The organism is Endozoicomonas sp. ALB091 (assembly GCF_049310265.1).
In the GTDB taxonomy this organism is placed as follows: domain Bacteria; phylum Pseudomonadota; class Gammaproteobacteria; order Pseudomonadales; family Endozoicomonadaceae; genus Endozoicomonas.
On sequence record NZ_JBLYNQ010000003.1, the window covers coordinates 831,813 to 852,314 of the forward strand.

The following is a 20,502-nucleotide window of genomic DNA, read 5'->3' on the forward strand; positions in this document are numbered from 1 at the left end:
ACGTTTAACGACGTTTGCGATTGGCAATATGGATAGCGTGGCCATCAACCGCCAGAACTGCTTCGTGCAGTGCTTCACTCAGGGTTGGGTGTGAGAAAATGGTCAGCGCAAGATCTTCACTGCTGGCAGCGAACTCCATGGCAATAACCCCCTGTTGCACCAGCTCAGCTGCGCTTGGGCCCACAACATGAACGCCAAGAATACGGTCCGTTACCTTGTCGGCAATCACCTTGACCATGCCATGGGTATCATTGGCAGCCAGCGCACGACCACTGGCGGCAAACGGGAAGGTACCCACTTTGTACTCGTCACCACTGGCCTTGACTTCTTCTTCGGTTTTACCAACCCATGCCACTTCAGGGTGAGTATAAATCACCGAAGGAATCAGGTCATAGTTCATCTGTGCTTTCTGACCAGCAATGATTTCCGCCACCATAATGCCTTCTTCACTGCCCTTATGAGCGAGCATCGGACCCCGGACCACGTCCCCAACCGCATAAACGCCGGGAACGTCAGTGGCACAGTTATCATCAACAAAAATAAAACCGCGTTCATCCAGATTGACACCGGAGTCAGTAGCCAGCAGGTTTTCTGTATAGGGGCGACGACCGACAGCAACAATCAGTTTATCAAAGGTCAGCTTCTGTTCATCACCATTGGCATCCTGATAGGTTACTTCAACTTCGCTACCCTTGACTTCAGAACCGGTCACCCGTGCACCCAGGCGAATGTCCAGTCCCTGCTTTTTGAAAATCTTCTGGGTTTCTTTGGCGATTTGCTGGTCAGCCAGGGCCAGGAATTTATCCTGGGCTTCAAGGACAACCACTTCAGCGCCCAGCCTTCCCCAGACAGACCCCAGTTCCAGACCAATAACACCGGCACCAATAACCCCGAGACGCTTCGGGACTTCCTGAAACTCAAGAGCACCGGTAGAGTCAACAATAAGGCCTTCAGTCAGCGGTGTGGGGGGAATTTCAATGGGACGGGAGCCAGTGGCAATCACCACGTTGGCAGCATCAACCACTTCGACAGAACCGTCAGCCCTGGTTAATTCAACCTGCTTGCCAGACAGCACTTTACCGGCACCTTCCAGCAAGGTCACACCATTTGCCTTGAACAGACCGGTAACACCGGTAGTCAGCTGGTTCACAATATTGTCCTTGCGGGCAAGCATTGCAGGGACATCGATATCTACACCGCTGTGCTTAATGCCGTGCCTGACAAAATCTTCCTTGGCTTCAATAAATTTGTGGGAGCTATCCAGAAGGGCCTTGGAAGGGATACAGCCAACATTCAGGCAGGTACCGCCCAGTTTGGCCTTACCCTTGTCATCGGACCACTTCTCGATACAGGCAGTTTTCAGCCCCAGCTGGGCTGCACGAATAGCACAGACGTAACCGGCAGGGCCTGCGCCAATAACTACCACGTCGAACTGATTTGCCATAAGTTATTTCCAAAACGGTTTATAAAACAAGGTATACGGGTCAAGTCAATAATGGGCAGCACCGCTTAATAGAAAAAATAAGGCTGCCCGGTACAATCCGGAATCAAACGTCCAGAAGCATTCTGGCCGGATCTTCCAGCAGTTCCTTGATGGTCACAAGAAAGGTAACTGCGTCCTTGCCATCCAGCAGACGGTGGTCATAGGACAGGGCAAGGTACATCATGGGTAAAATTTCAACCTTGCCGTTAACCGCCATGGGACGTTCCTGAATTTTATGCATTCCCAGGATGGCCGACTGTGGTGGATTCAGGATGGGCGTTGACAACAGTGAACCGAATACACCGCCATTGGAAATGGTGAACGTTCCACCGGTCATTTCATCGATGCCGAGCTTGCCATCCATTGCCTTTTTACCGAACTCACGGATTTTTGCCTCAATATCAGCAAGGCTCATATCTTCGGTGTTACGAAGCACTGGTACTACCAGCCCGCGATCACTGGAAACGGCAACACCAATATCCTGGTAGCCATGGTAGACAATATCATTGCCATCAATAGAGGCGTTGACCACTGGATGACGGCGGAGCGCTTCAACACAGGCCTTGACAAAGAAAGACATAAAACCAAGTCGTACGCCATGACGCTTCTCAAAGGTATCTTTGTACTGGGCACGAAGCTCCATAACCGGTTTCATGTTGATCTCGTTGAAAGTAGTCAACATGGCCGCATTCTGCTGGGCCTGAACCAGACGCTCGGCAACCTTGGCTCGCAGGCGGGTCATGGGTACCCGTTTCTCTACACGCTCACCGGCAAACACCGGTGCGGTTGCCTCGACCTGAGGTGCTGGTGCAGCAGCCGTGGACACTGCCGGAGTGGCAGCAACTGTCGGGGCTGGTGACACCTGAGCACCAGCTTCAACATGACGAACCACATCTTCCTTGGTTACACGGCCACCTTTACCGGTACCGGGAATAGCTGCTGGATCAAGGCCTTTCTCATCAGCCATCCGGCGTGCTGCAGGATTGAGAATGGGCTCTTCCTTAATGGCTTCCGGTGAAGCTGCAGGAGTAGCTGAAGCTTCAGCGGCAGCCGGGGCGGTGCCAGCAGAAGCCCCCTCCTGGAAAATTCCAACCACTTCACTGCTGAGAACAACTTCACCTTCAGGCTTGATAATTTCACTCAAAACACCATCTGCCGGTGCAACAACTTCAAGAACCACTTTATCGGTTTCAATATCAACCAGCAGTTCATCCCGATGGCATTGTTCACCGGGCTGCTTGTGCCAGGTTGCAACGGTGCCATCAGCAACGGATTCAGGAAAGGTAGGTGCTTTAATTTCTGTGGCCATTATTGATCCTTTGCGTCTTCGCCCCTTTAAGCGTTATTCACAGAAACTGTGTTAAACGCTCTGGCCAGATCGATAAATAGTACCTGCTGGCCGTTTAACCAATATTACTGCTCAGCATGAGCAGTAAATTATCATTATTCAAATGCTGAAAGCATCATTTACCAATTGCTGCTGTTCCTGGGCATGTATTGACATATAGCCACATGCCGGAGCGGCTGATGCTTCGCGCCCTGCGTACTTGAGACTCATTGTTTTATTCGGATGAACGGCAACTGAGCGACGCATGTGATGCTGACTACAGTACCACGCCCCCTGGTTCATTGGCTCTTCCTGACACCAGACCACATCTTTCAGGTTTGGATAACTGACAATGAGTTCATCCAGATCATCCTGAGGGAATGGGTAAAGCTGTTCAATGCGGATAATCACCGTATCAGTCAGCCCTTCCGTTCTCTTCTTTTCCAGCAGATCATAGTAGACCTTGCCTGAGCACATAATCATCCGGGTGATCACTGATGGCTCATGACCGTCAACCTCGGGGATAATCGTCTGGAAACTGCCCTCTGCCAGCTCTTCCAGAGAGGAGGTGGCCTGTTTGTGACGGAGCAGACTCTTGGGGGTAAATGCCACCAACGGTTTACGCAGCGGACGCAGCATCTGCCGTCTCAACATATGGAACACCTGTGCTGGCGTTGTCGGAACGCAGACCTGAATGTTGTGTTCCGCACACAGCTGCAGGAATCGCTCAAGTCTGGCCGATGAGTGCTCCGGCCCCTGACCTTCATAACCATGAGGGAGCAGCATGGTGAGGCCTGACAGGCGCCCCCACTTGTGCTCGCCACTGGAAATAAACTGGTCAATAACCACCTGGGCACCGTTGGCAAAATCACCAAACTGAGCTTCCCAGATAACCAGTGCATTGGGCGTTGTTGCTGCGTAGCCGTACTCAAAAGCCAGAACCGCTTCCTCGGACAGGAATGAGTCCCAGATCTGGAATCGTGGCTGCTCCGGGGAAAGTTTGGTCAGGTTCACCAACGTCGAGCCATCTTTCTGGTTATGGAATACCGCATGGCGGTGAGAAAATGTTCCCCGACCGACATCCTGCCCGGTAATTCGAACTTCACTGCCTTCCATCAGCAGTGACGCATAGGCCAGCAGTTCAGCACACCCCCAGTTAATCGGCAGGGCTCCTGCCGCCATTTTACGACGATCCTCAACGATCTTGCTGACCTGACGCTGCAACACAAAACCTTCGGGAATTTCACACAGCTTCTGGCCTAATGATTGCAGTGTTCCCACGGCGACACGGGTATCATGGCGGGCAGTCCATTCGTGACCAAGATAGGGTGCCCAATCCACAAAGAGCTCTTTATTAGGCTCTTTTACCAGGGCCTTGACCACATGCTCACCGTTGTCGAGGGCATTACGGAAACTCTCTACCAGCTCTTTATCAGCCGCCTCACTGATCACACCTTCACCCAGCAGAACCTTGGCATAAAGATCCCTGGTGGTCGTGTGGGATTTAATCTTGCTGTACATCATCGGCTGAGTAGCGGACGGCTCATCCGCCTCATTGTGCCCGCGACGACGGTAACAGACCAGGTCTACAACAATGTCTTTATGGAACTCCATTCGGTAATCAAGGGCCAGTTTGGTAGCAAACTGAACCGCCTCAGGGTCATCACCGTTAACATGAAGGATCGGTGCCCCGACAATCTTGGCAACATCGGTACAGTATTCTGTGGAACGGGCATCTTCACGGAAACTGGTGGTAAAGCCAACCTGGTTGTTAATGATGATATGGATGGTGCCACCGGTTTTATAGGCACGGGTCTGGGACATTTGCAGGGTTTCCATCACAACCCCCTGCCCCGCAAAAGCGGCATCACCGTGAATGGCAATTGGCACTACTTTGTTGCCCACTGAATCTTTTCGACGGTCCTGACGGGCTCTGACTGAACCCTCAACCACCGGGGTAACAATTTCCAGATGCGATGGGTTAAACATCAGGGCAAGATGCACCTCACCACCCGGCGTCATCACATTGGAAGAGAAGCCCTGATGGTATTTCACATCACCAGAGCCGCGTTCAACCAGCTTCTTGCCTTCAAATTCGTCAAACAGATCTCCGGGCTTCTTACCCAGAATATTGACCAGTACGTTCAAGCGGCCACGGTGAGCCATGCCGATCACCAGCTCCTTCGAACCATAGGAGCCGGAGCGCTGAATAATCTCATCCAGCATGGGGATCAGAGACTCACCACCTTCCAGGCCAAACCGTTTGGTTCCGGGAAACTTGGTCCCCAGGTATTTTTCCAGACCTTCCGCTGCAGTCAATCGTTCCAGCAAGTGCAGCTTGGCTTCTACTCCTACTTCCGGGCGGCTGCGAACACTTTCCATACGACTCTGAAACCAGCGGCGTTCTTCTGTCTGGGGAATGTGCATATATTCAACACCAATTGACTGGCAATAGGTGGCTTTTAAGGCATCGTATATTTCCCGGAGAGAAGCGTGTTCCTTGCCAATAAACAACGTTGAAGTATGAAACTCGGTATCCAGATCCGCTTCGCTGAGACCGTGGTATGCCAGGGATAGATCAGGAAACTCTTCCCGTTTCATCACACCGAGAGGATCAATAACAGCCTGCTGATGACCGCGAATCCGAAAAGCGCTGATCAAACGCAAAACCTGAACCTGCTTGCGTTCGTGATCACTGGAAACCGATGATGTCTGAATCGGGCGGGTAGTCTGACGCTGACGCGCCATAAGGATGAAATTTTCCTGGATGGTAGAATGTGGAACATCCGCTCCACCACCACTTACCGGGGGCAACTTTTCAAAATAGTCACGCCACTGTACTTCTACGCTGTTGGGATCGCGCAGATAGCGTTCGTACATATCCTCGACGTATGCAGCATTTCCCCCTGCAATGTGGGAAGAACTCCACATCCGCTGCATTACACCTTCTTGCATGATCATTACCCCGTGAGTCTGGGGCTTATCCCGGGAAATCTGCTTTGACAAGCCTGACTGGCTGAAAAACAGAGGTCACTGATGATGTCGATAGCCAGTCAGTGAACGATCCCCCTCAGATAGGGTCGGATGTTTTCCGACCGCCCCTGCTGGTTCAAGCTATTGCGGCCCCATAATTCCGGATGGCAGCAGCACAATTTATTTAGTTTAAAAATATATTCAATTACAGGCTTTGTATTGTCAGAGGTCGCCTGCACTCTCCTGACAGAGCATAGCTGACTTTTCAGCTTTATGGTTCTTGAGTACCCCGGAAAAAGAATTTACAGGGGTACCTTTTTACCACCAACCAGCAAAGACAGGCTGGAATGACCCGCAACTATACTATGTTGCACTCTTAAACAACATCTGCCTGATATGACCAATAGCCCGTGTCGGGTTCAAGCCTTTGGGGCAGACATTGACGCAGTTCATGATACCCCGGCAACGGAAAACACTGAATGGGTCATCAAGATCTGCCAGACGCTCCTCTGTCGCTGTATCCCTGCTATCGGCAAGGAAACGATAAGCTTGCAACAGGCCGGAAGGACCAACAAATTTATCAGGGTTCCACCAGAAGGAAGGACAGGCTGTTGAGCAGCAGGCGCAAAGAATACACTCATAAAGCCCATCCAGTTTCTCCCTGTCTTCAGGGGACTGGAGCCGTTCAATGGCTGGCGCTGGCGTATCGTTAATCAGGTATGGCTTGATCTTTTCGTACTGTTTGTAGAACAGACTCATATCAACCACCAGGTCCCTGATTACTGGCAACCCGGGCAGCGGACGAATAACCAGTTTATTTCCCCTGACAGCTTCTGACAAAGGGGTAATGCAGGCCAGACCATTGGTACCGCCAATACTCAAGCCATCGGAGCCACAAACACCCTCTCGACAGGAACGTCGGTAAACCAGCGTTGGATCCTGCTCTTTAATCAGATTCAGAACGTCCAGAACCATCAGGTCCCGGCCTTCCGGGATATCGACATCAAAGTCCATCATGTAGGGCTTTTTGTCGGCTTCCGGGTTATAGCGATAGATACTTACCTTCATAAGCCTCTCTCCCTCAGTAGCTTCTTGCCTTGGGAGGAAATGCCTCCATGGTTGCCGGAGCAAAGTTAACAGCACGCTTACTTACTGATTGATCAATCGGTGAGTAAAGCGAGTGCGCCAGCCAGTTTTCATCATCCCGCTCCTGGTAATCATTACGGGCATGAGCACCACGGGACTCTGTTCTGACCTCGGCGGAAACAGCTGTTGCATAAGCCACCTGATACAGGTTTTCCAACTCAAGTGCTTCAACCCTGGCGGTGTTGAATGCCTGACTCTTGTCCTCCAGATGCAGATTGGCCAGCCGCTCACCCAGCTCATCCAGCAGCTTGAGACCTTTCTGCATGCTCTCACCTTCACGGAACACACCAAAATAGAGCTGCATGGTGTTCTGCAAGTCAGCACGCACTTTGGCAACGCTTTCACCACTGCTTGATTTGTTCAGACGATCGAGTCGTGACAAGGCTGCTTCCACATCACTGTCTGAGGCGTCCACAGAGTCAAAGCCATCTTTCAGGTTTTTCTCAATCTGCAGGCCAGCAGCGCGACCAAAGACCACCAGATCCAGCAGAGAGTTACCACCCAGACGGTTGGCACCATGAACAGAAACACAGGCCGCCTCACCACAGGCATAAAGGCCTTCAATCACTTCATCATTACCGGCCCCATCCTGACGCAGAGCCTGACCGCCAACGTTGGTGGGAATCCCACCCATCATATAATGGCAGGTGGGCACCACAGGTACCGGCACTTTCACAGGATCGGCATGTGCAAAGGTTTTAGACAGTTCACAGATACCGGGCAGACGCAGGTTCAGAGTCTCTTCACCGAGATGATCCAGCTTCAGCAGAACGTGATCCTTATTGGGACCACAACCACGCCCTTCAAGAATCTCGATCACCATAGAACGGGCAACGACATCCCGGCCAGCAAGGTCTTTGGCGTTTGGCGCATAACGCTCCATAAAGCGTTCGCCCTCACTGTTAATCAGGTAACCACCTTCGCCACGGCAACCCTCTGTCACCAGTACGCCTGCACCATGAATGCCTGTAGGATGGAACTGCCACATCTCCATATCCTGCATCGGATATCCGGCACGCAAAGCCATACCGATACCGTCACCGGTATTGATCAGGGCATTGGTAGTGGAAGCGTAAATACGACCTGCACCACCGGTGGCCATGACTGTGGCTTTTGCTTTGATATAAACGGTTTCGCCACTTTCAATATCAATGGCGATAACACCGGCAACCTGACCTTTCTGATTCTTCACCAGATCAACGGCATACCACTCGTTAAGGAAGGTTGTGCCGCCCTTCAGGTTAGCCTGATACAAGGTGTGCAGCAGTGCGTGACCAGTACGGTCTGCTGCTGCACAGGTTCTGGCAGCCTGACCACCCTTACCAAAATCTTTGGACTGACCTCCGAACGGACGCTGGTAAATTCGTCCCTCTTCAGTCCGGGAGAATGGCAAGCCCATATGCTCCAGTTCGAAAACCGCCTGCGGACCCACCGAACACATATACTCAATGGCGTCCTGGTCACCAATATAGTCGGAGCCTTTCACGGTATCGAACATATGCCAGCGCCAGTCATCTTTAGGATCGGCACTGGCAATAGCACAGGTGATACCGCCCTGGGCAGATACCGTGTGAGAACGGGTAGGAAATACTTTACTGACGCAGGCCGTTTTAATTCCGGCCTGGGTAAGCTGGAGCGCGGCACGCATGCCTGCTCCCCCACCACCTATAACGATGGCATCATAGGTCAGGGTACGAAGTGCTGACATCGGTTAAAGCCCCCAAAGAATTTGCACGCCCCAGATCACATAACTGAACAGAGCAATAAAGCACACAACCTGCAAAGGAAAACGGATAAGGACAGACTTACTGCCAAAAGCGCGATCATTAAAATAGTCAGTGGTGATCGTCCACATACCGATCCAGGCATGAGCCAGGATAGAGATCAACGCCAGCAGGGTAAAAATCCGCATCCAGGTTTCATCAAAGAGCTCACCCCACTGGTCATACTGCAGATCCGGATTGATAACCAGGTAGCCCAGTAGAAACACTGAATAGACACCAAGAACCACTGCCGTCAGCCTTTGCAGCATCCAGTCATAAAGCCCACTGCGGGACAAATTGGTAATATTGGTTACCATACCCAAACCCCCGCAAGGATAATCAGCACTGTTGAAAGAACCAGAGTCACAATAGATCCGAGACTTCCAGACTCCTTGCCATCACCCACATCCATATCCATCAACAGATGTTTCACTCCGGCAATCAAATGATAAATCAGGGCAGACAGAATGCCCCAGATTATGAATTTTGCCAGGGGAGCTGACAGCAAGGCCTTGAGGGCGTTAAATGACTCCTCGGAAGCAAGCGACAATTCCAGTCCATAAAGAATAAAACCCAAACCAATAAACAGGATAACACCCGATATGCGGTGCAATATCGAAGTGTATGCAGGCAGGGGTAATTTGATTGTTGTTATATCGAGATTGACAGGTCTTTTGCTATTCACTCTTTTGCCCCAACGCTCGGTAGCGTACACAGCAGAATCAGCAAGAACATCCAGGTTCTCTGGACCCTACGACAAGCAAGTGGAGAAACGCTAAATGCGAAATATACGATTTCCCCTCAATTTAAAGCCGGTGGACCGAAGAACCAACCCTAACGGCTTCGGGATCGGAGTATATACACTCTAACAGGTAATTACAATTGCTCACCTTGTTAGGCAATTACCCCTAAAAGACCAAGCCGTTTTTCATAGATTTGTTACGGATTACATTCATAATCAGTTCGTTTGACAAAAAAATTTATGTCTCTATAGTGGTCAAACCGTAAAAGGGAGCTACTTACAACTAATTTGAATATTTTTTAAACAGTCTCCCGGCTTTATTTGTGATTTTTTCCGGCTTCATTTTGTAAAAAGTATCCATCTAAAGTAACTATAACGAGACCAAACGGCATGACAGGAGGCCATAAATGGCTGACAAGAAAGCTCTACTCTCCATTGACGGCACGGACCAGACACTGGAGTTACCCATTTATTCAGGCTCTCTCGGGCCTGATGTTGTTGATGTCAGGGGGCTGACTTCCAACGGTCTGTTCACCTACGATCCGGGCTTCGTTTCCACTGCATCCTGTGAGTCGAAAATTACTTACATCGATGGCGACAAAGGTATCCTCCTGCATCGTGGCTATCCAATAGAACAGCTGGCCGAGCAGTCTGATTATCTGGAAACCTGTTACCTGCTGCTTTATGGAGACCTCCCCAATCGCCAGGAAAAAGAAAAGTTCGAAAACACCATCATGCGTCACACCATGCTCCATGAACAGATGAGCGATCTGTTTTCCGGATTCCGTCGTGATGCTCACCCAATGGCGGTTATGTGTGGTGTTGTCGGAGCCCTGTCGGCGTTCTATCACGACTCACTGGACATCACCAATGAAGTGCATCGCGAAATCTGTGCCTATCGCCTGATTTCCAAAATGCCTACGCTTGCTGCCATGGCCTACAAATACTCCATTGGCCAGCCGTTTGTTTACCCACGCAATGACCTGAGCTACGGTGGCAACTTCCTCCACATGATGTTTGCCACACCCTGTGAAGAGTATGAAGTCAAGCCTGTTCTGGCCAAGGCAATGGATCGCATTTTCCTGCTCCATGCGGACCATGAGCAGAATGCCTCCACCTCCACCGTTCGTCTTGCAGGCTCTTCCGGAGCCAACCCATTTGCCTGTATCGCCGCCGGTATCGCTGCCCTCTGGGGCCCTGCTCATGGCGGTGCCAATGAAGCGGTGCTGGTGATGCTGAACGAGATTGGGGATGAAGCCAATATCGATGAGTACATTGCCAAAGCAAAAGACAAAGACGACCCATTCCGCCTGATGGGCTTTGGCCACCGTGTTTACAAGAACTTTGACCCTCGCGCCAAAGTCATGAAGCAAACCTGCGATGAAGTGCTGACGGAACTGGGCCTTGAAGATGACCCTCTGTTCCGGATTGCCAAGCGTCTGGAGAAAATCGCCCTGGAGGATGAGTACTTTATCAAGAAGAAGCTCTACCCCAATGTGGACTTCTACTCCGGGATTATTCTCAAGGCACTGGGTATTCCAACCGAAATGTTCACGGTAATCTTTGCTACCGGTCGAACTCCGGGCTGGATTGCCCACTGGCATGAGATGATCAGCGGTGATTACCGTATTGGGCGTCCTCGTCAGCTATACACCGGTGAGACAAAACGTGACTACATAGCTGTAACTGATCGCAGTTAATCCTCAGCTGCTTTTCTATCCCGGTATCTCTCGCAAAAGCGATACCGGGCTTAGTACTCCCTTTCTGCCCATCGTCTAAACTCAGATAAATAATAACTCCTGCGGTTTAAAGCCAGCACTTGAAACACTGAGTTCAACATATTCTTTCTATCTGGTCACAGCCAATTCTCCTGTTATTAAACGTGAGATCGTCTTCATGAAAGCGCCCACAGAACTGAAACTCATTACCGCAGAACAGTTTGGCATTGATATCGAAATGGCGTATGCGACCAGCAAGAATTTTACCGGACATCCGATTTATAAAAGCCACGACTGCTATCTTCACCCACTGGCCGCGCAGGGAATCAAACGAGCTTCAGAGCTGTTACGTCCACTGAATTTGAAATTGAAAGTATGGGATGCTTTCAGGCCAATAACGGCTCAGGCAGAATTATTCCTGCTTTTTCCTGATCCTGATTACGTTTCCGACCCGGAGAGCGGCCTGTGCAGCCACTGCCGTGGGATAGCAATTGACCTCACTATTATTGACCATTTTGGTCATGAGCTTGAGATGGGAACCCTATTTGATGACTTTCGCCCCCTGGCACACCATGGCAATAAACAGATTTCTGCTGAGGCGCAGCGCAACCGTCTGCTTCTGGCAGGCGTCATGAATCTTGCTGGCTTTGACCCTTTAGATACTGAATGGTGGCACTATCAACTGCCGGAGGCTGCAAGCTACCCCATTATTAAACCGGAGCAGAAACCATCGACACTGACGTAACCGCTTCCTCACTTAGCCAGAAAATACGATTTCATTTGGTTAACGACTTATGGTTGCAAACCATGCCCCTGCAGTGTGTGCACAATCGTTTCCGCCCAGGGTCGCCGATTGGCTTTTTTTTCAATCATCCCGTTGACCAATGCCGTCAGCTCGGGAGCTGACCGATGCTGACAATGAGGTTCAGCAAGTGTTACCGGTAACTTCTCTCGGCAAAATTCCTGCCAGGTATGCATGGTTAACAAGTCTGCATCCATCATAATCTCAACAAATGAGATGCCAGCGGAGTAAATATCAGCACTGTAATTCTGTCGCTTGCACTCTCTCACTTCTGGCGCAGAATATCGGGCAGAACCGGAGGCATCGCAGGGAAAGCGGTCCTCAACCACCCGGTGGGCATTACCAAAATCGGCGATCCGCAGACGGTTCGCAATCATATCAACCAGCAGATTGTCCGGTTTGATATCCCGGTGCAAAATGCGGTTCTGCTTCAGCACCGTCAGACCACGAGCCAGATCATACAGCCAGGAAACGATGGTCGGGACGCGTTCATCCGGCAGCACCTGAGTGATCGCCCGGGCCATATTGAGTCCGCCATCCTGGAGCACCAGCTCCGTGGTGTAGTCCTTCGTATCAATGATTCCGTTAAAGCCAATAAAACCGATAATAAAATCACTGCTCAGCGACCTGAGCAACAGAGCCTCATGATGATCGGCCTCATAAACCGCCTTAGCCTCTTCATCACTGGCATCAATACTGCGGCTTCGGATTATCCATGGCTTCTTTGCCGGGGCACGGGGTGAGTATCTGACCACAAGCGTCTCGCAGGCTGAAGATTCAGCATTACTATTACAGCTGATTTCACTGGCAGTAGCGTTGGACTTATCTGGATTTTCCCCCAGGGAGACCGGCCTGGGTAACTTTTCTTCAGCGCTGGCAGGCACCGACCAGGGGTCTTCTGGTTTCTCGCCGGGAGTCGTTGGCGCACTTCCAATCCCGGATGAGTTGTCATCTCTGAAGATGATATCGTTATCGTCGTCTTCATCTGCCCGGGAAAAAGAATCCAGACTACTGTTGAGGCCGGGAATCTCAACATCAGCAAAACCTTCATCACCGTTGACACTGTCAGCACTGTCCTCGTCCCCGCTGGAGGCGTCTTCATCTGCGCTAGACCAGCCCACAGAGAGATCCGTTCCGGATACGCTTCGTGCCCGTAAACCCGTTTCATGATGATGGAGCTCAGACTCAGGTAACGCCTTTTCAGCATTATCCACCACGCTCACAACTGACTGTCCTGGTAGTTTCTGATCCTGACCATCCACAGGCCGATCGCTCCCATTCCCGGATACTCCGTCCATAAAGCCACCTGCTGGTCTTGTATATCTTCAGTTTTTTCGACCAGCGCAGCTGATAATCGATACAAGTTTAATAACACGCGCCACAAGCCCGACCAAGCATCAAAGTTATCAGATGCCCATCACGGGAGTCAGAACGCACGATGGGTATCATCTGTCGTCTTCAAGGAGACAACGACCAGTTTCTTTCGGAAACTGCCGTTGTCCGAAAATGATTCGCGGGTAACAATTTCAGGAATAAGCCCCGATGCAGCCCTGTCGAATAAGGCATCCGAGTCGTAGGATATGTACAAATCCGGATACTTTTCGCGATGAAGCTTGAGGTAAAGATGGTAACTGGAATCAAAATCGTGCCAGTAGCAAGAACCCCTACCTTTGCGAAATGAATTGCAGATGCCAAGCCAGGAGTCCTTGATAGTACGATCTGGTAAATGGTGCTTGAGAGTCAAATGTTTGTAGAAACGCTCACACTTTCTCTGTTCCGCCACCTGACAGGAGCTGTTGTAGATCTCGGACAGGCTGATGTCTTCTATACCACCGGATCGGTTAAAACAGGTCACGCTGAGGGTTTTGTACTCCACTTTACTGACATCAACCTCGGCTTTAAGCGTTGTCAGAGTGTCTGAACCCCAACCGACAACCACAATGGCGTGCTCAAGCCACTGACTGTGGCAGTCGGATGAGGCCGGGTGACTGATGGTATCCTGGTCCATCTGGACAAAAACGATGACATGACGTCCCGCTCGAAAGGCATGGTCGAGCAGCGACACCATCTCAACCGGGTCTTTATATTCATGTAAACTGGTGGCCATTCCCATCCCGCAGGCCACTTTCTGGAACAGCTCGGGCGAGGTAATCTCACCAACGGCTGAACCGCAGGACTTGGCAATTTTACGCGCGCTTAATGCACTCGCATCACCATTTTTGTAGGGCAGTAGCTGGCCGCAGGCACATAAAACATGATGCACAACGGCCAGGGCATAAACCTTGCACTGTGGCCCCAATTGCAAATCAAAGTTCTGCTCGCAACGAGTCAGTGGCGTACACCTGGGAATTGACTGATGAAGACTTTCCATAAACATGCTGACCTGAATAAAGGGTTTTGCATACAAGACCGATTTGTTTACTGATAGTTCAGATGTTTGGTTTTCAGGTAGTGGCAAAATGATGTGGGGCAGAAGTTCTCGCCCTTCAACAGACTCAGCATGAACAGATCCCCATATCCCGCTAAAAATACAGGAAACCTGTGAAATAGTGACTATGCTTGCTATTTGCCCTGGTATGGAGACTCCAGTGACGACAATAAATAGTAATGGCAATCTGGTTCTACTTAGCGAAAAGCACCACCCCGTTACACTTGATATTACCTATGCCAGTAGCAACAACTTTACCGGCAAGCCCATTTACCAAAGCAGCCAATGCTTTCTGCATATTGACGCACTGACTTGCCTGCTGAAAGCGACCGAGCTGCTCAGACCACTGAATCTCCGGCTCAAAATCTGGGATGCCTTTCGTCCATTGTCGGCACAGCACATCCTGTTTCACCACATGCCGAACCCTGACTATGTTGGCAACCCGGAATCCGATCCCTGCCCACATTGCAGAGGCGTTGCGGTAGATCTCACCATCACCGACCGTTTTGGCAGAGAGCTTGACATGGGCAGCCAATTTGATGACTTTCGTCCGCTGGCCCATCATGGCAACGCTCTGGTTTCAGAAGAAGCACAGCGCAACCGACTTATGCTGGCAGGCGTGATGAATATTGCCGGTTTTAAGCCCTTGGCAACCGTGTGGTGGCACTACCAGCTACCCAACGTGGAGAGTTATCCCTTAATCCCTGAAGCTGAGACACCTGAAGGGATAATATGACTCCCTGCTTTTTCAGCACAGAATAAAGCACACGTGGCTCTGTGATTTGCTATAAATCATACCTGATTTGCCATGATGACCTTTAAGCGAACCCTGGTAATTACCCAATTAAAAATCCGGGAATGAATGCCTTCATTCGAGACAGTGCAATGTCTCATAGCTTAGTCATCGACAACGATGGTAAAGAGCAGGTTCTAACGCTCCTGAAAGACCTATGATGAGCACAATATGTATCACTGGCTACAGCTAAATGAGCTCAACATCCTGCGCTATTCTGTTGTGCTGGAGCTTTTTTTTGGAGTGACAGGTATTCTCGTAGCCTTCTACAGCCGCTCAAACGCTGTACTGCTGGACGGTTGTTATTCCCTGCTTTGCACCTTGACGATGATGGCAAACGTCAGGATATCCCAGATCGTCAAGCTGCCGCCATCCCCTGAAAGCCCTTATGGTTACCCAACCCTTGAGCCATTAATGCTTTTTTTTGAAGGCATTATTTTACTGGGACTTTGCCTTGCCTTACTGTCTTTTTCTATCTGCAAACTCATCACCGGTGGGTATATACCGGAGTTTGACCTTGCCTTGGCTTACGAGATTTTTTCAACGATCATCGGGGGAGCTACAGCCACACTTTTTTTTCTGCTTAATCGCTCTAAACCCTCCCCGCTGATCTATTTTGAATGCCAGGAGTGGCTGGTTGACTCTGCCGTCAGTGCAGCGGCCACGGCAGCGTTTGCCATAGCTTACCGGTTAGGAAATAGTCACCCGATTACCCCTTTTATTGACTCCATACTCACCATAGGGCTACTGCTGTTTCTGGTCGGGCTCCCCCTCAAGACACTGCACAAAAACTTTAAACAATTGCTGTTAAAAGATGTGGTAACACCAGAGCTGTTAGAATCGACAAAAAAAGTCATCGCAGAACAATGGGACGGCCAGCAAATCAATATCAGCATGATCTGGCTCGGCAGATGGTTATGGGTCAATGTAGAGATAACCATCCATAACGATACTTTGCCAAATAAAGAGGAGTTTGAGAGTATCAGGGCTAAAGCAGAACACGCTATCAGCTCAATATGTCAATATTATCGTCTTCAGTTCAGCTTCAGTTTTCAGAACAGCACTTAATACCTGTGGGCAATTGGGTCAGTAATCACAACAGTATCACCACGAAGCATAAAGTTACCGCCATGAAGGTCCATTGAGCCCACCGTTGACAGTTGGGTCAATACATCAAAGAGTGTTTGCAGAAAGTCTTCATGGGATTCAATGATACCGTCATCAACCACATCGGAGATATTGTTGCCTGCTCGTTGCACCAAATCAGAACTGGATATTTTTATCTTCTCAACAAACACTTCCAGTGTTTTGATTTCCTTAGGAAACTCACTGTTATCCACACCAAAAGACTGCATGACCGCCTTACAGGAACCCCATAAAAGGCCAAAGTCATAGTCATGAAAGTGCCGGGGTTCTGTTGCCCGCGACCCATCATCCATAAAGTCTGACAGACGCTCCACCACGTAAACCCGAACCACCATCCCGCAGGGTAAGGTAATGACATCTTCACGATGAATAACAGGCAGGTGTGGGTTGCTCTGGTTTTCCGGTGTCATACACCATCGGGCAAAAAGGTAATAGCCATCTTTTTTGTCAGGACACACCTTGACCACCTTATCCGGTTCATCGGGCAGGTTATAAACCGTGGCATAAACACCCTCTGCCACAGGATCAAGCTCTGAACAGCGGTCCAGATATTGTGCGATATCCTGCTTGTCTCTGATTTCATTCTGTTCGACAAGTACTTTTATATCCTGGATTGTTTCCGAGTAAATTTTCATTTTTATAATTTTTCCATGCCCATTCAGGCACAGGAATATCCGTGTTTTTATTTGTTTTTAGCCCGTACCATTTATTCTATCACTGTCTGACAAGTCATAAACCAACAGATACTTAGAAAATGCAATAGGTGTTAATTATTGCCGGGAAACACCGACAGCTCTTAGAATTGAGCATGGTCGGGCTTGTAACTTGTCTAGAGAGTTCTGGGTTTTGGTAATTTGGGGCCATCGGAAGGAGGCGCAAACGGTTGCGTATTCCCCGGATTCACCCAGTGATCCGGCACCTGAATCTCAGAACTGAAGCCGGGGGCGTCAGGGTTACGGGAAGGTCCAATTATTCCTCCAGATTCTGGTGTATAAACGGCACTGGGAGAATTGGTCAGCCAAGCAGGGTTGTTAATTTCACGGATTACGCGATCTGGTGGAATAAACGCCATAGGGCCGGTTGGTAAATGAGTACCAATGTAACTACGTCCCTCATTAATGATTTTCAATTCCCCTTGATGTACCGATGATGGGTGTTGCTCGGCGATGGTAATACCTCTGCCGCGAAAATTTCGGGGAATACCATCTTGGGCTCTATCGGGGAATCCGGGGTCTGCTCCTCTTGCCGCGCCATCAGGTCGGCCCGGTCCCGGTGGACGTGGCGATGCACTCCCAATGTATAGTGATGCTGAGTTATTTAAAGGGTTACTCATAATTATAAACCTCTTGAGTCCTCTCAATAGCGCAATCCTATTGCGGATTATCCCTATTGCTATGAGACTAACCAAAGTTCTTTTAGTTCCTTGCCCTGTTACTTGTTTTGTTGTTGTACCTATGTCCGGAATTCAAAGGCTAATGTCAACCTCTCTTGATTAATCCTCTGATTTCAGGAATACAGGACCCACAGTTGGTTCCCGCCTGCAAATGACTGCCCACTTGCACAGGATCGGTCAACCCATGTTCAGCAATGGCCCGGCAGATCGTCTTCTCACCAACTCCAAAGCAGGCACAAACCTGCCTGCCGGCATCTTCTCCCCGGGGAGGCTTGCCGGACAGAACCCACCAGGCTTCCTCAATTGAGGCCGTCTGACAAAACCAGGACTGTAACCACTGCCGATCACAGGAAGATATCGCCTGACCTGATACCCAAATAGCCTGAAGCTGAGCATCACTAAACCAGGCCACCCGACGCTCACCAACGGTATTGTCGGTAAACTCAACCTTTTGATAGCTCTTGAGCCTTGAGAACAGTGATAACTGGTCCAGGTTGCTACCCGCCATTTCATAGCGATAGCCATTTTCAATACGGACCTCAGTCATATAACCAATGTCGCCAAAAGCTACTCTCTCCCGAGTGATAAGCACGCCATACCGCTCAGTGTGGTAAGGTTCAACAGCCACCGGCGTATACTTCAGGTCCGGTTGTTTGGACACCGGATCAAGCACCGGATTCACCAGCACCCCGGAAAATCCCGTCTCACTGTGCTGGCGTGTCCAGTGCATGGGCATAAACACTTCACCAGGCCGTTGAGCTTCAGAAACCTGCACTCGCACCGCCGCTTTGCCAAATTCCGATGAAATCTGGCATAACGCCTGATCACGCAACTGGTAACTTTCAGCATCTGTCGGATGTATGGCCAGAAACGGCTCATCGGTATGTTGATTCAACCGGGCTGAAAGCCCGGTTCGGGTCATTGTATGCCAGTGATCACGCACCCGCCCGGTATTCAGCAACAGTGGATAAGACTTTCCGGGAGCATTCAGGGGGCGCAGAACATCAGTGGCAATAAAATTGGCCCGGCCATTCCCGGTGAAGAAGCCGCCATCCTTAAAAAATCGTGCCTTGCTTGCTGTTGTTGATATTACCGGCTGCGTGTCAGACAGCGCCCCGGAACCATCACCCTGAACCGCTGATAATGGCCATTGAAACGGTTCCAAACCGTCATATTCTGAGTCAGTGATATCGGCCAGGGGAGCAATCGTAAAATCCCGGACTTTTCCTTCCCGGTTATTTTCATAACCTGACAGTGCCGCATGCTCACGGAAAATATCAGCACTGCCGGAATAGTTAAACGCCTCGGCAAACCCCAGACGGCCTGCCACTTCACTGATCATCCACCAGTCCGGCCTGGCTTCTCCGGCCGTGGGAAATAACGCACGCTGTCTGGAAATTCGCCGCTCAGAGTTGGTTACCGTGCCATCCTTTTCACTCCAGGGTGCTGCTGGCAATAAAATATCGGCAAATTCAGCCGTATCCGTGTGTTCGATGCAGTCTGAAACGACCACTGTCGTACACTTTTTCAGAGCCTTTATCACCCGGTGACTGTCCGGCAAACTGACAACCGGGTTAGTCCCCATAATCCAGACAAAACGTATTTCGCCCCGATCCATTGACTTGAACAGGTCAACCGCCGTCTTTCCCGGAGACTGCGCCATATTGGCTGCCTGCCAGAAACGCCCGACCCTGGCGATATCATCAGGCGTAAACTCCATGTGTGCAGCCAACTGATTGGCCAGCCCACCCACTTCCCTGCCACCCATGGCATTGGGCTGCCCGGTGAGTGACAATGGACCACTGCCGGGACGACCGATACGACCGGTAGCCAGATGACAGTTGATCATGGCATTCACTTTATCCGTCCCGGCTGCTGACTGGTTCACCCCTTGCGACCAGGCCGTCACGGTTTTATCGGTGGTACAAAACCAGTGATAAAACTGGATAAGTTCGTTTTGCTCTACACCACAGGCATACGCCAGCTGTTGTATATCACCAACACTGGCCCTGGCCGCTTCCAGTGCCTGATCGAAGCCCTGACAGTGTTGTTCAATATAGTCCTGATCCAAAGCACCCTGATCGGCAAGCCAGACAAGCAGACCATTAAACAGCAATACATCCGCCCCCGGTTTTATCACCAGATGCAGATCAGCAAGATCACAGGTTTCTGTGCGTCTCGGGTCAATCACCACCACTTTCATATCCGGCCGCTGTTCTTTCATCGCCCGGATACGCTGAAATAACACCGGGTGACACCAGGCCGTATTGGAGCCCACCAGCACCAGCAGATTAGCCAGCTCCAGATCCTGATAAGTATTCGGTACGGTATCCGAACCAAATGCACGCTTCTGGCCAGCCACGGTGGAAGCCATGCAGAGCCGTGAGTTGGTATCCATATTGGCACTGCCGATAAACCCTTTCATCAGTTTATTGGCGACATAGTAGTCTTCTGTCAGCAGCTGACCCGACCCATAAATGGCCACAGAGTCCGGCCCATACTGTTCAATGGTTTCCTGTAGCCGTGAGGCCACTTGATCCAGGGCTTCAGACCAGACTACCTGACGACCATGAACTTTTGGGTAAAGAAGGCGCCCGTCCAGTGATACCGTTTCCCCCAGGGCGCTGCCTTTGGAACAGAGCCGACCATAATTGGCTGGATGATCTTCCCGCCCGCTAATCTCCACCAGGTGCAGCTCAGGATCAACCACCCTGGCGGAAATACCGCAACCCACACCACAGTAGGCACATGTTGTATTGATAGCCTTTGCCAATTGATTTACTGCCAT

At 50.4% G+C, this 20,502-nt stretch carries 16 protein-coding genes; 4 read left to right on the forward strand and 12 right to left on the reverse strand.

Going from position 1 to position 20,502, the window contains the following annotated elements; genetic code table 11:
• Positions 1 to 4 precede the first annotated feature (4 nt).
• The 7 genes from lpdA to sdhC all read right to left on the reverse strand — a co-directional run bounded on the left by lpdA (position 5) and on the right by sdhC (position 9,377).
• Complete coding sequence (gene lpdA, locus ACO6UX_RS06570) at positions 5 to 1,444, reverse strand: dihydrolipoyl dehydrogenase (RefSeq protein WP_422445971.1); 1,440 nt, start codon at positions 1,442 to 1,444, stop codon at positions 5 to 7.
• 103 nt (positions 1,445 to 1,547) lie between these two features.
• Complete coding sequence (gene odhB, locus ACO6UX_RS06575; RefSeq protein ID WP_422445973.1) at positions 1,548 to 2,792, reverse strand: 2-oxoglutarate dehydrogenase complex dihydrolipoyllysine-residue succinyltransferase; 1,245 nt, start codon at positions 2,790 to 2,792, stop codon at positions 1,548 to 1,550.
• A gap of 138 nt (positions 2,793 to 2,930) precedes the next feature.
• Positions 2,931 to 5,765 (reverse strand): 2-oxoglutarate dehydrogenase E1 component, encoded by a 2,835-nt coding sequence (locus ACO6UX_RS06580; RefSeq protein ID WP_422445975.1) that lies wholly within the window; start codon positions 5,763 to 5,765, stop codon positions 2,931 to 2,933.
• A 381-nt stretch (positions 5,766 to 6,146) separates the two neighbouring features.
• The gene (locus ACO6UX_RS06585; RefSeq protein WP_101746869.1) at positions 6,147 to 6,851 is read right to left on the reverse strand and encodes a succinate dehydrogenase iron-sulfur subunit; all 705 of its coding nucleotides are present in this window, start codon (positions 6,849 to 6,851) and stop codon (positions 6,147 to 6,149) included.
• A 13-nt stretch (positions 6,852 to 6,864) separates the two neighbouring features.
• Entirely contained in the window at positions 6,865 to 8,637 is a 1,773-nt protein-coding gene (sdhA, locus tag ACO6UX_RS06590) for a succinate dehydrogenase flavoprotein subunit (protein WP_101746868.1), read from the reverse strand.
• 3 nt (positions 8,638 to 8,640) lie between these two features.
• Positions 8,641 to 9,009 (reverse strand): succinate dehydrogenase, hydrophobic membrane anchor protein, encoded by a 369-nt coding sequence (gene sdhD / locus ACO6UX_RS06595; RefSeq protein WP_269674836.1) that lies wholly within the window; start codon positions 9,007 to 9,009, stop codon positions 8,641 to 8,643.
• Positions 9,003 to 9,377, reverse strand: coding sequence for a succinate dehydrogenase, cytochrome b556 subunit (gene sdhC, locus ACO6UX_RS06600; RefSeq protein WP_422445978.1), 375 nt, complete (start codon positions 9,375 to 9,377; stop codon positions 9,003 to 9,005). Before sdhC ends, sdhD begins: the two co-directional genes overlap by 7 nt.
• A 464-nt stretch (positions 9,378 to 9,841) precedes the next feature.
• Between sdhC and gltA the strand changes: the two genes are divergently transcribed.
• Both gltA and ddpX (ACO6UX_RS06610) read left to right on the forward strand, forming a co-directional pair.
• Complete coding sequence (gene gltA / locus ACO6UX_RS06605; protein WP_269674837.1) at positions 9,842 to 11,134, forward strand: citrate synthase; 1,293 nt, start codon at positions 9,842 to 9,844, stop codon at positions 11,132 to 11,134.
• Positions 11,135 to 11,330: 196 nt separating this feature from the next.
• Positions 11,331 to 11,897 carry a D-alanyl-D-alanine dipeptidase gene (ddpX, locus tag ACO6UX_RS06610; RefSeq protein ID WP_422445980.1) on the forward strand — a complete coding sequence of 189 codons (567 nt, stop codon included), beginning with the start codon at positions 11,331 to 11,333 and terminating at the stop codon, positions 11,895 to 11,897.
• Between the two features lie 47 nt (positions 11,898 to 11,944).
• Here ddpX (ACO6UX_RS06610) and ACO6UX_RS06615 read toward each other — a convergent pair whose 3' ends face one another.
• A complete protein-coding gene (locus ACO6UX_RS06615; protein ID WP_422445982.1) occupies positions 11,945 to 13,252 on the reverse strand; it encodes a protein kinase domain-containing protein in 1,308 nt (435 codons plus the stop codon).
• 128 nt (positions 13,253 to 13,380) lie between these two features.
• Entirely contained in the window at positions 13,381 to 14,325 is a 945-nt protein-coding gene (locus ACO6UX_RS06620; RefSeq protein WP_422445984.1) for a hypothetical protein, read from the reverse strand.
• A 217-nt stretch (positions 14,326 to 14,542) separates the two neighbouring features.
• Between ACO6UX_RS06620 and ddpX (ACO6UX_RS06625) the strand changes: the two genes are divergently transcribed.
• Both ddpX (ACO6UX_RS06625) and ACO6UX_RS06630 read left to right on the forward strand, forming a co-directional pair.
• Positions 14,543 to 15,118 carry a D-alanyl-D-alanine dipeptidase gene (gene ddpX / locus ACO6UX_RS06625; protein ID WP_422445986.1) on the forward strand — a complete coding sequence of 192 codons (576 nt, stop codon included), beginning with the start codon at positions 14,543 to 14,545 and terminating at the stop codon, positions 15,116 to 15,118.
• Positions 15,119 to 15,346: 228 nt separating this feature from the next.
• Positions 15,347 to 16,243, forward strand: a complete 897-nt coding sequence (locus ACO6UX_RS06630; protein WP_422445988.1) for a cation transporter — start codon at positions 15,347 to 15,349, stop codon at positions 16,241 to 16,243.
• Here ACO6UX_RS06630 and ACO6UX_RS06635 read toward each other — a convergent pair.
• The 3 genes from ACO6UX_RS06635 to ACO6UX_RS06645 all read right to left on the reverse strand — a co-directional run bounded on the left by ACO6UX_RS06635 (position 16,240) and on the right by ACO6UX_RS06645 (position 20,502).
• Positions 16,240 to 16,956, reverse strand: a complete 717-nt coding sequence (locus tag ACO6UX_RS06635) for a hypothetical protein (RefSeq protein ID WP_422445990.1) — start codon at positions 16,954 to 16,956, stop codon at positions 16,240 to 16,242. The genes ACO6UX_RS06630 and ACO6UX_RS06635 overlap by 4 nt on opposite strands.
• Before the next feature lie 194 nt (positions 16,957 to 17,150).
• A complete protein-coding gene (locus ACO6UX_RS06640; RefSeq protein ID WP_422445992.1) occupies positions 17,151 to 17,654 on the reverse strand; it encodes a hypothetical protein in 504 nt (167 codons plus the stop codon).
• Positions 17,655 to 17,799: 145 nt separating this feature from the next.
• The gene (locus ACO6UX_RS06645) at positions 17,800 to 20,502 is read right to left on the reverse strand and encodes a molybdopterin-dependent oxidoreductase (RefSeq protein ID WP_422445994.1); all 2,703 of its coding nucleotides are present in this window, start codon (positions 20,500 to 20,502) and stop codon (positions 17,800 to 17,802) included.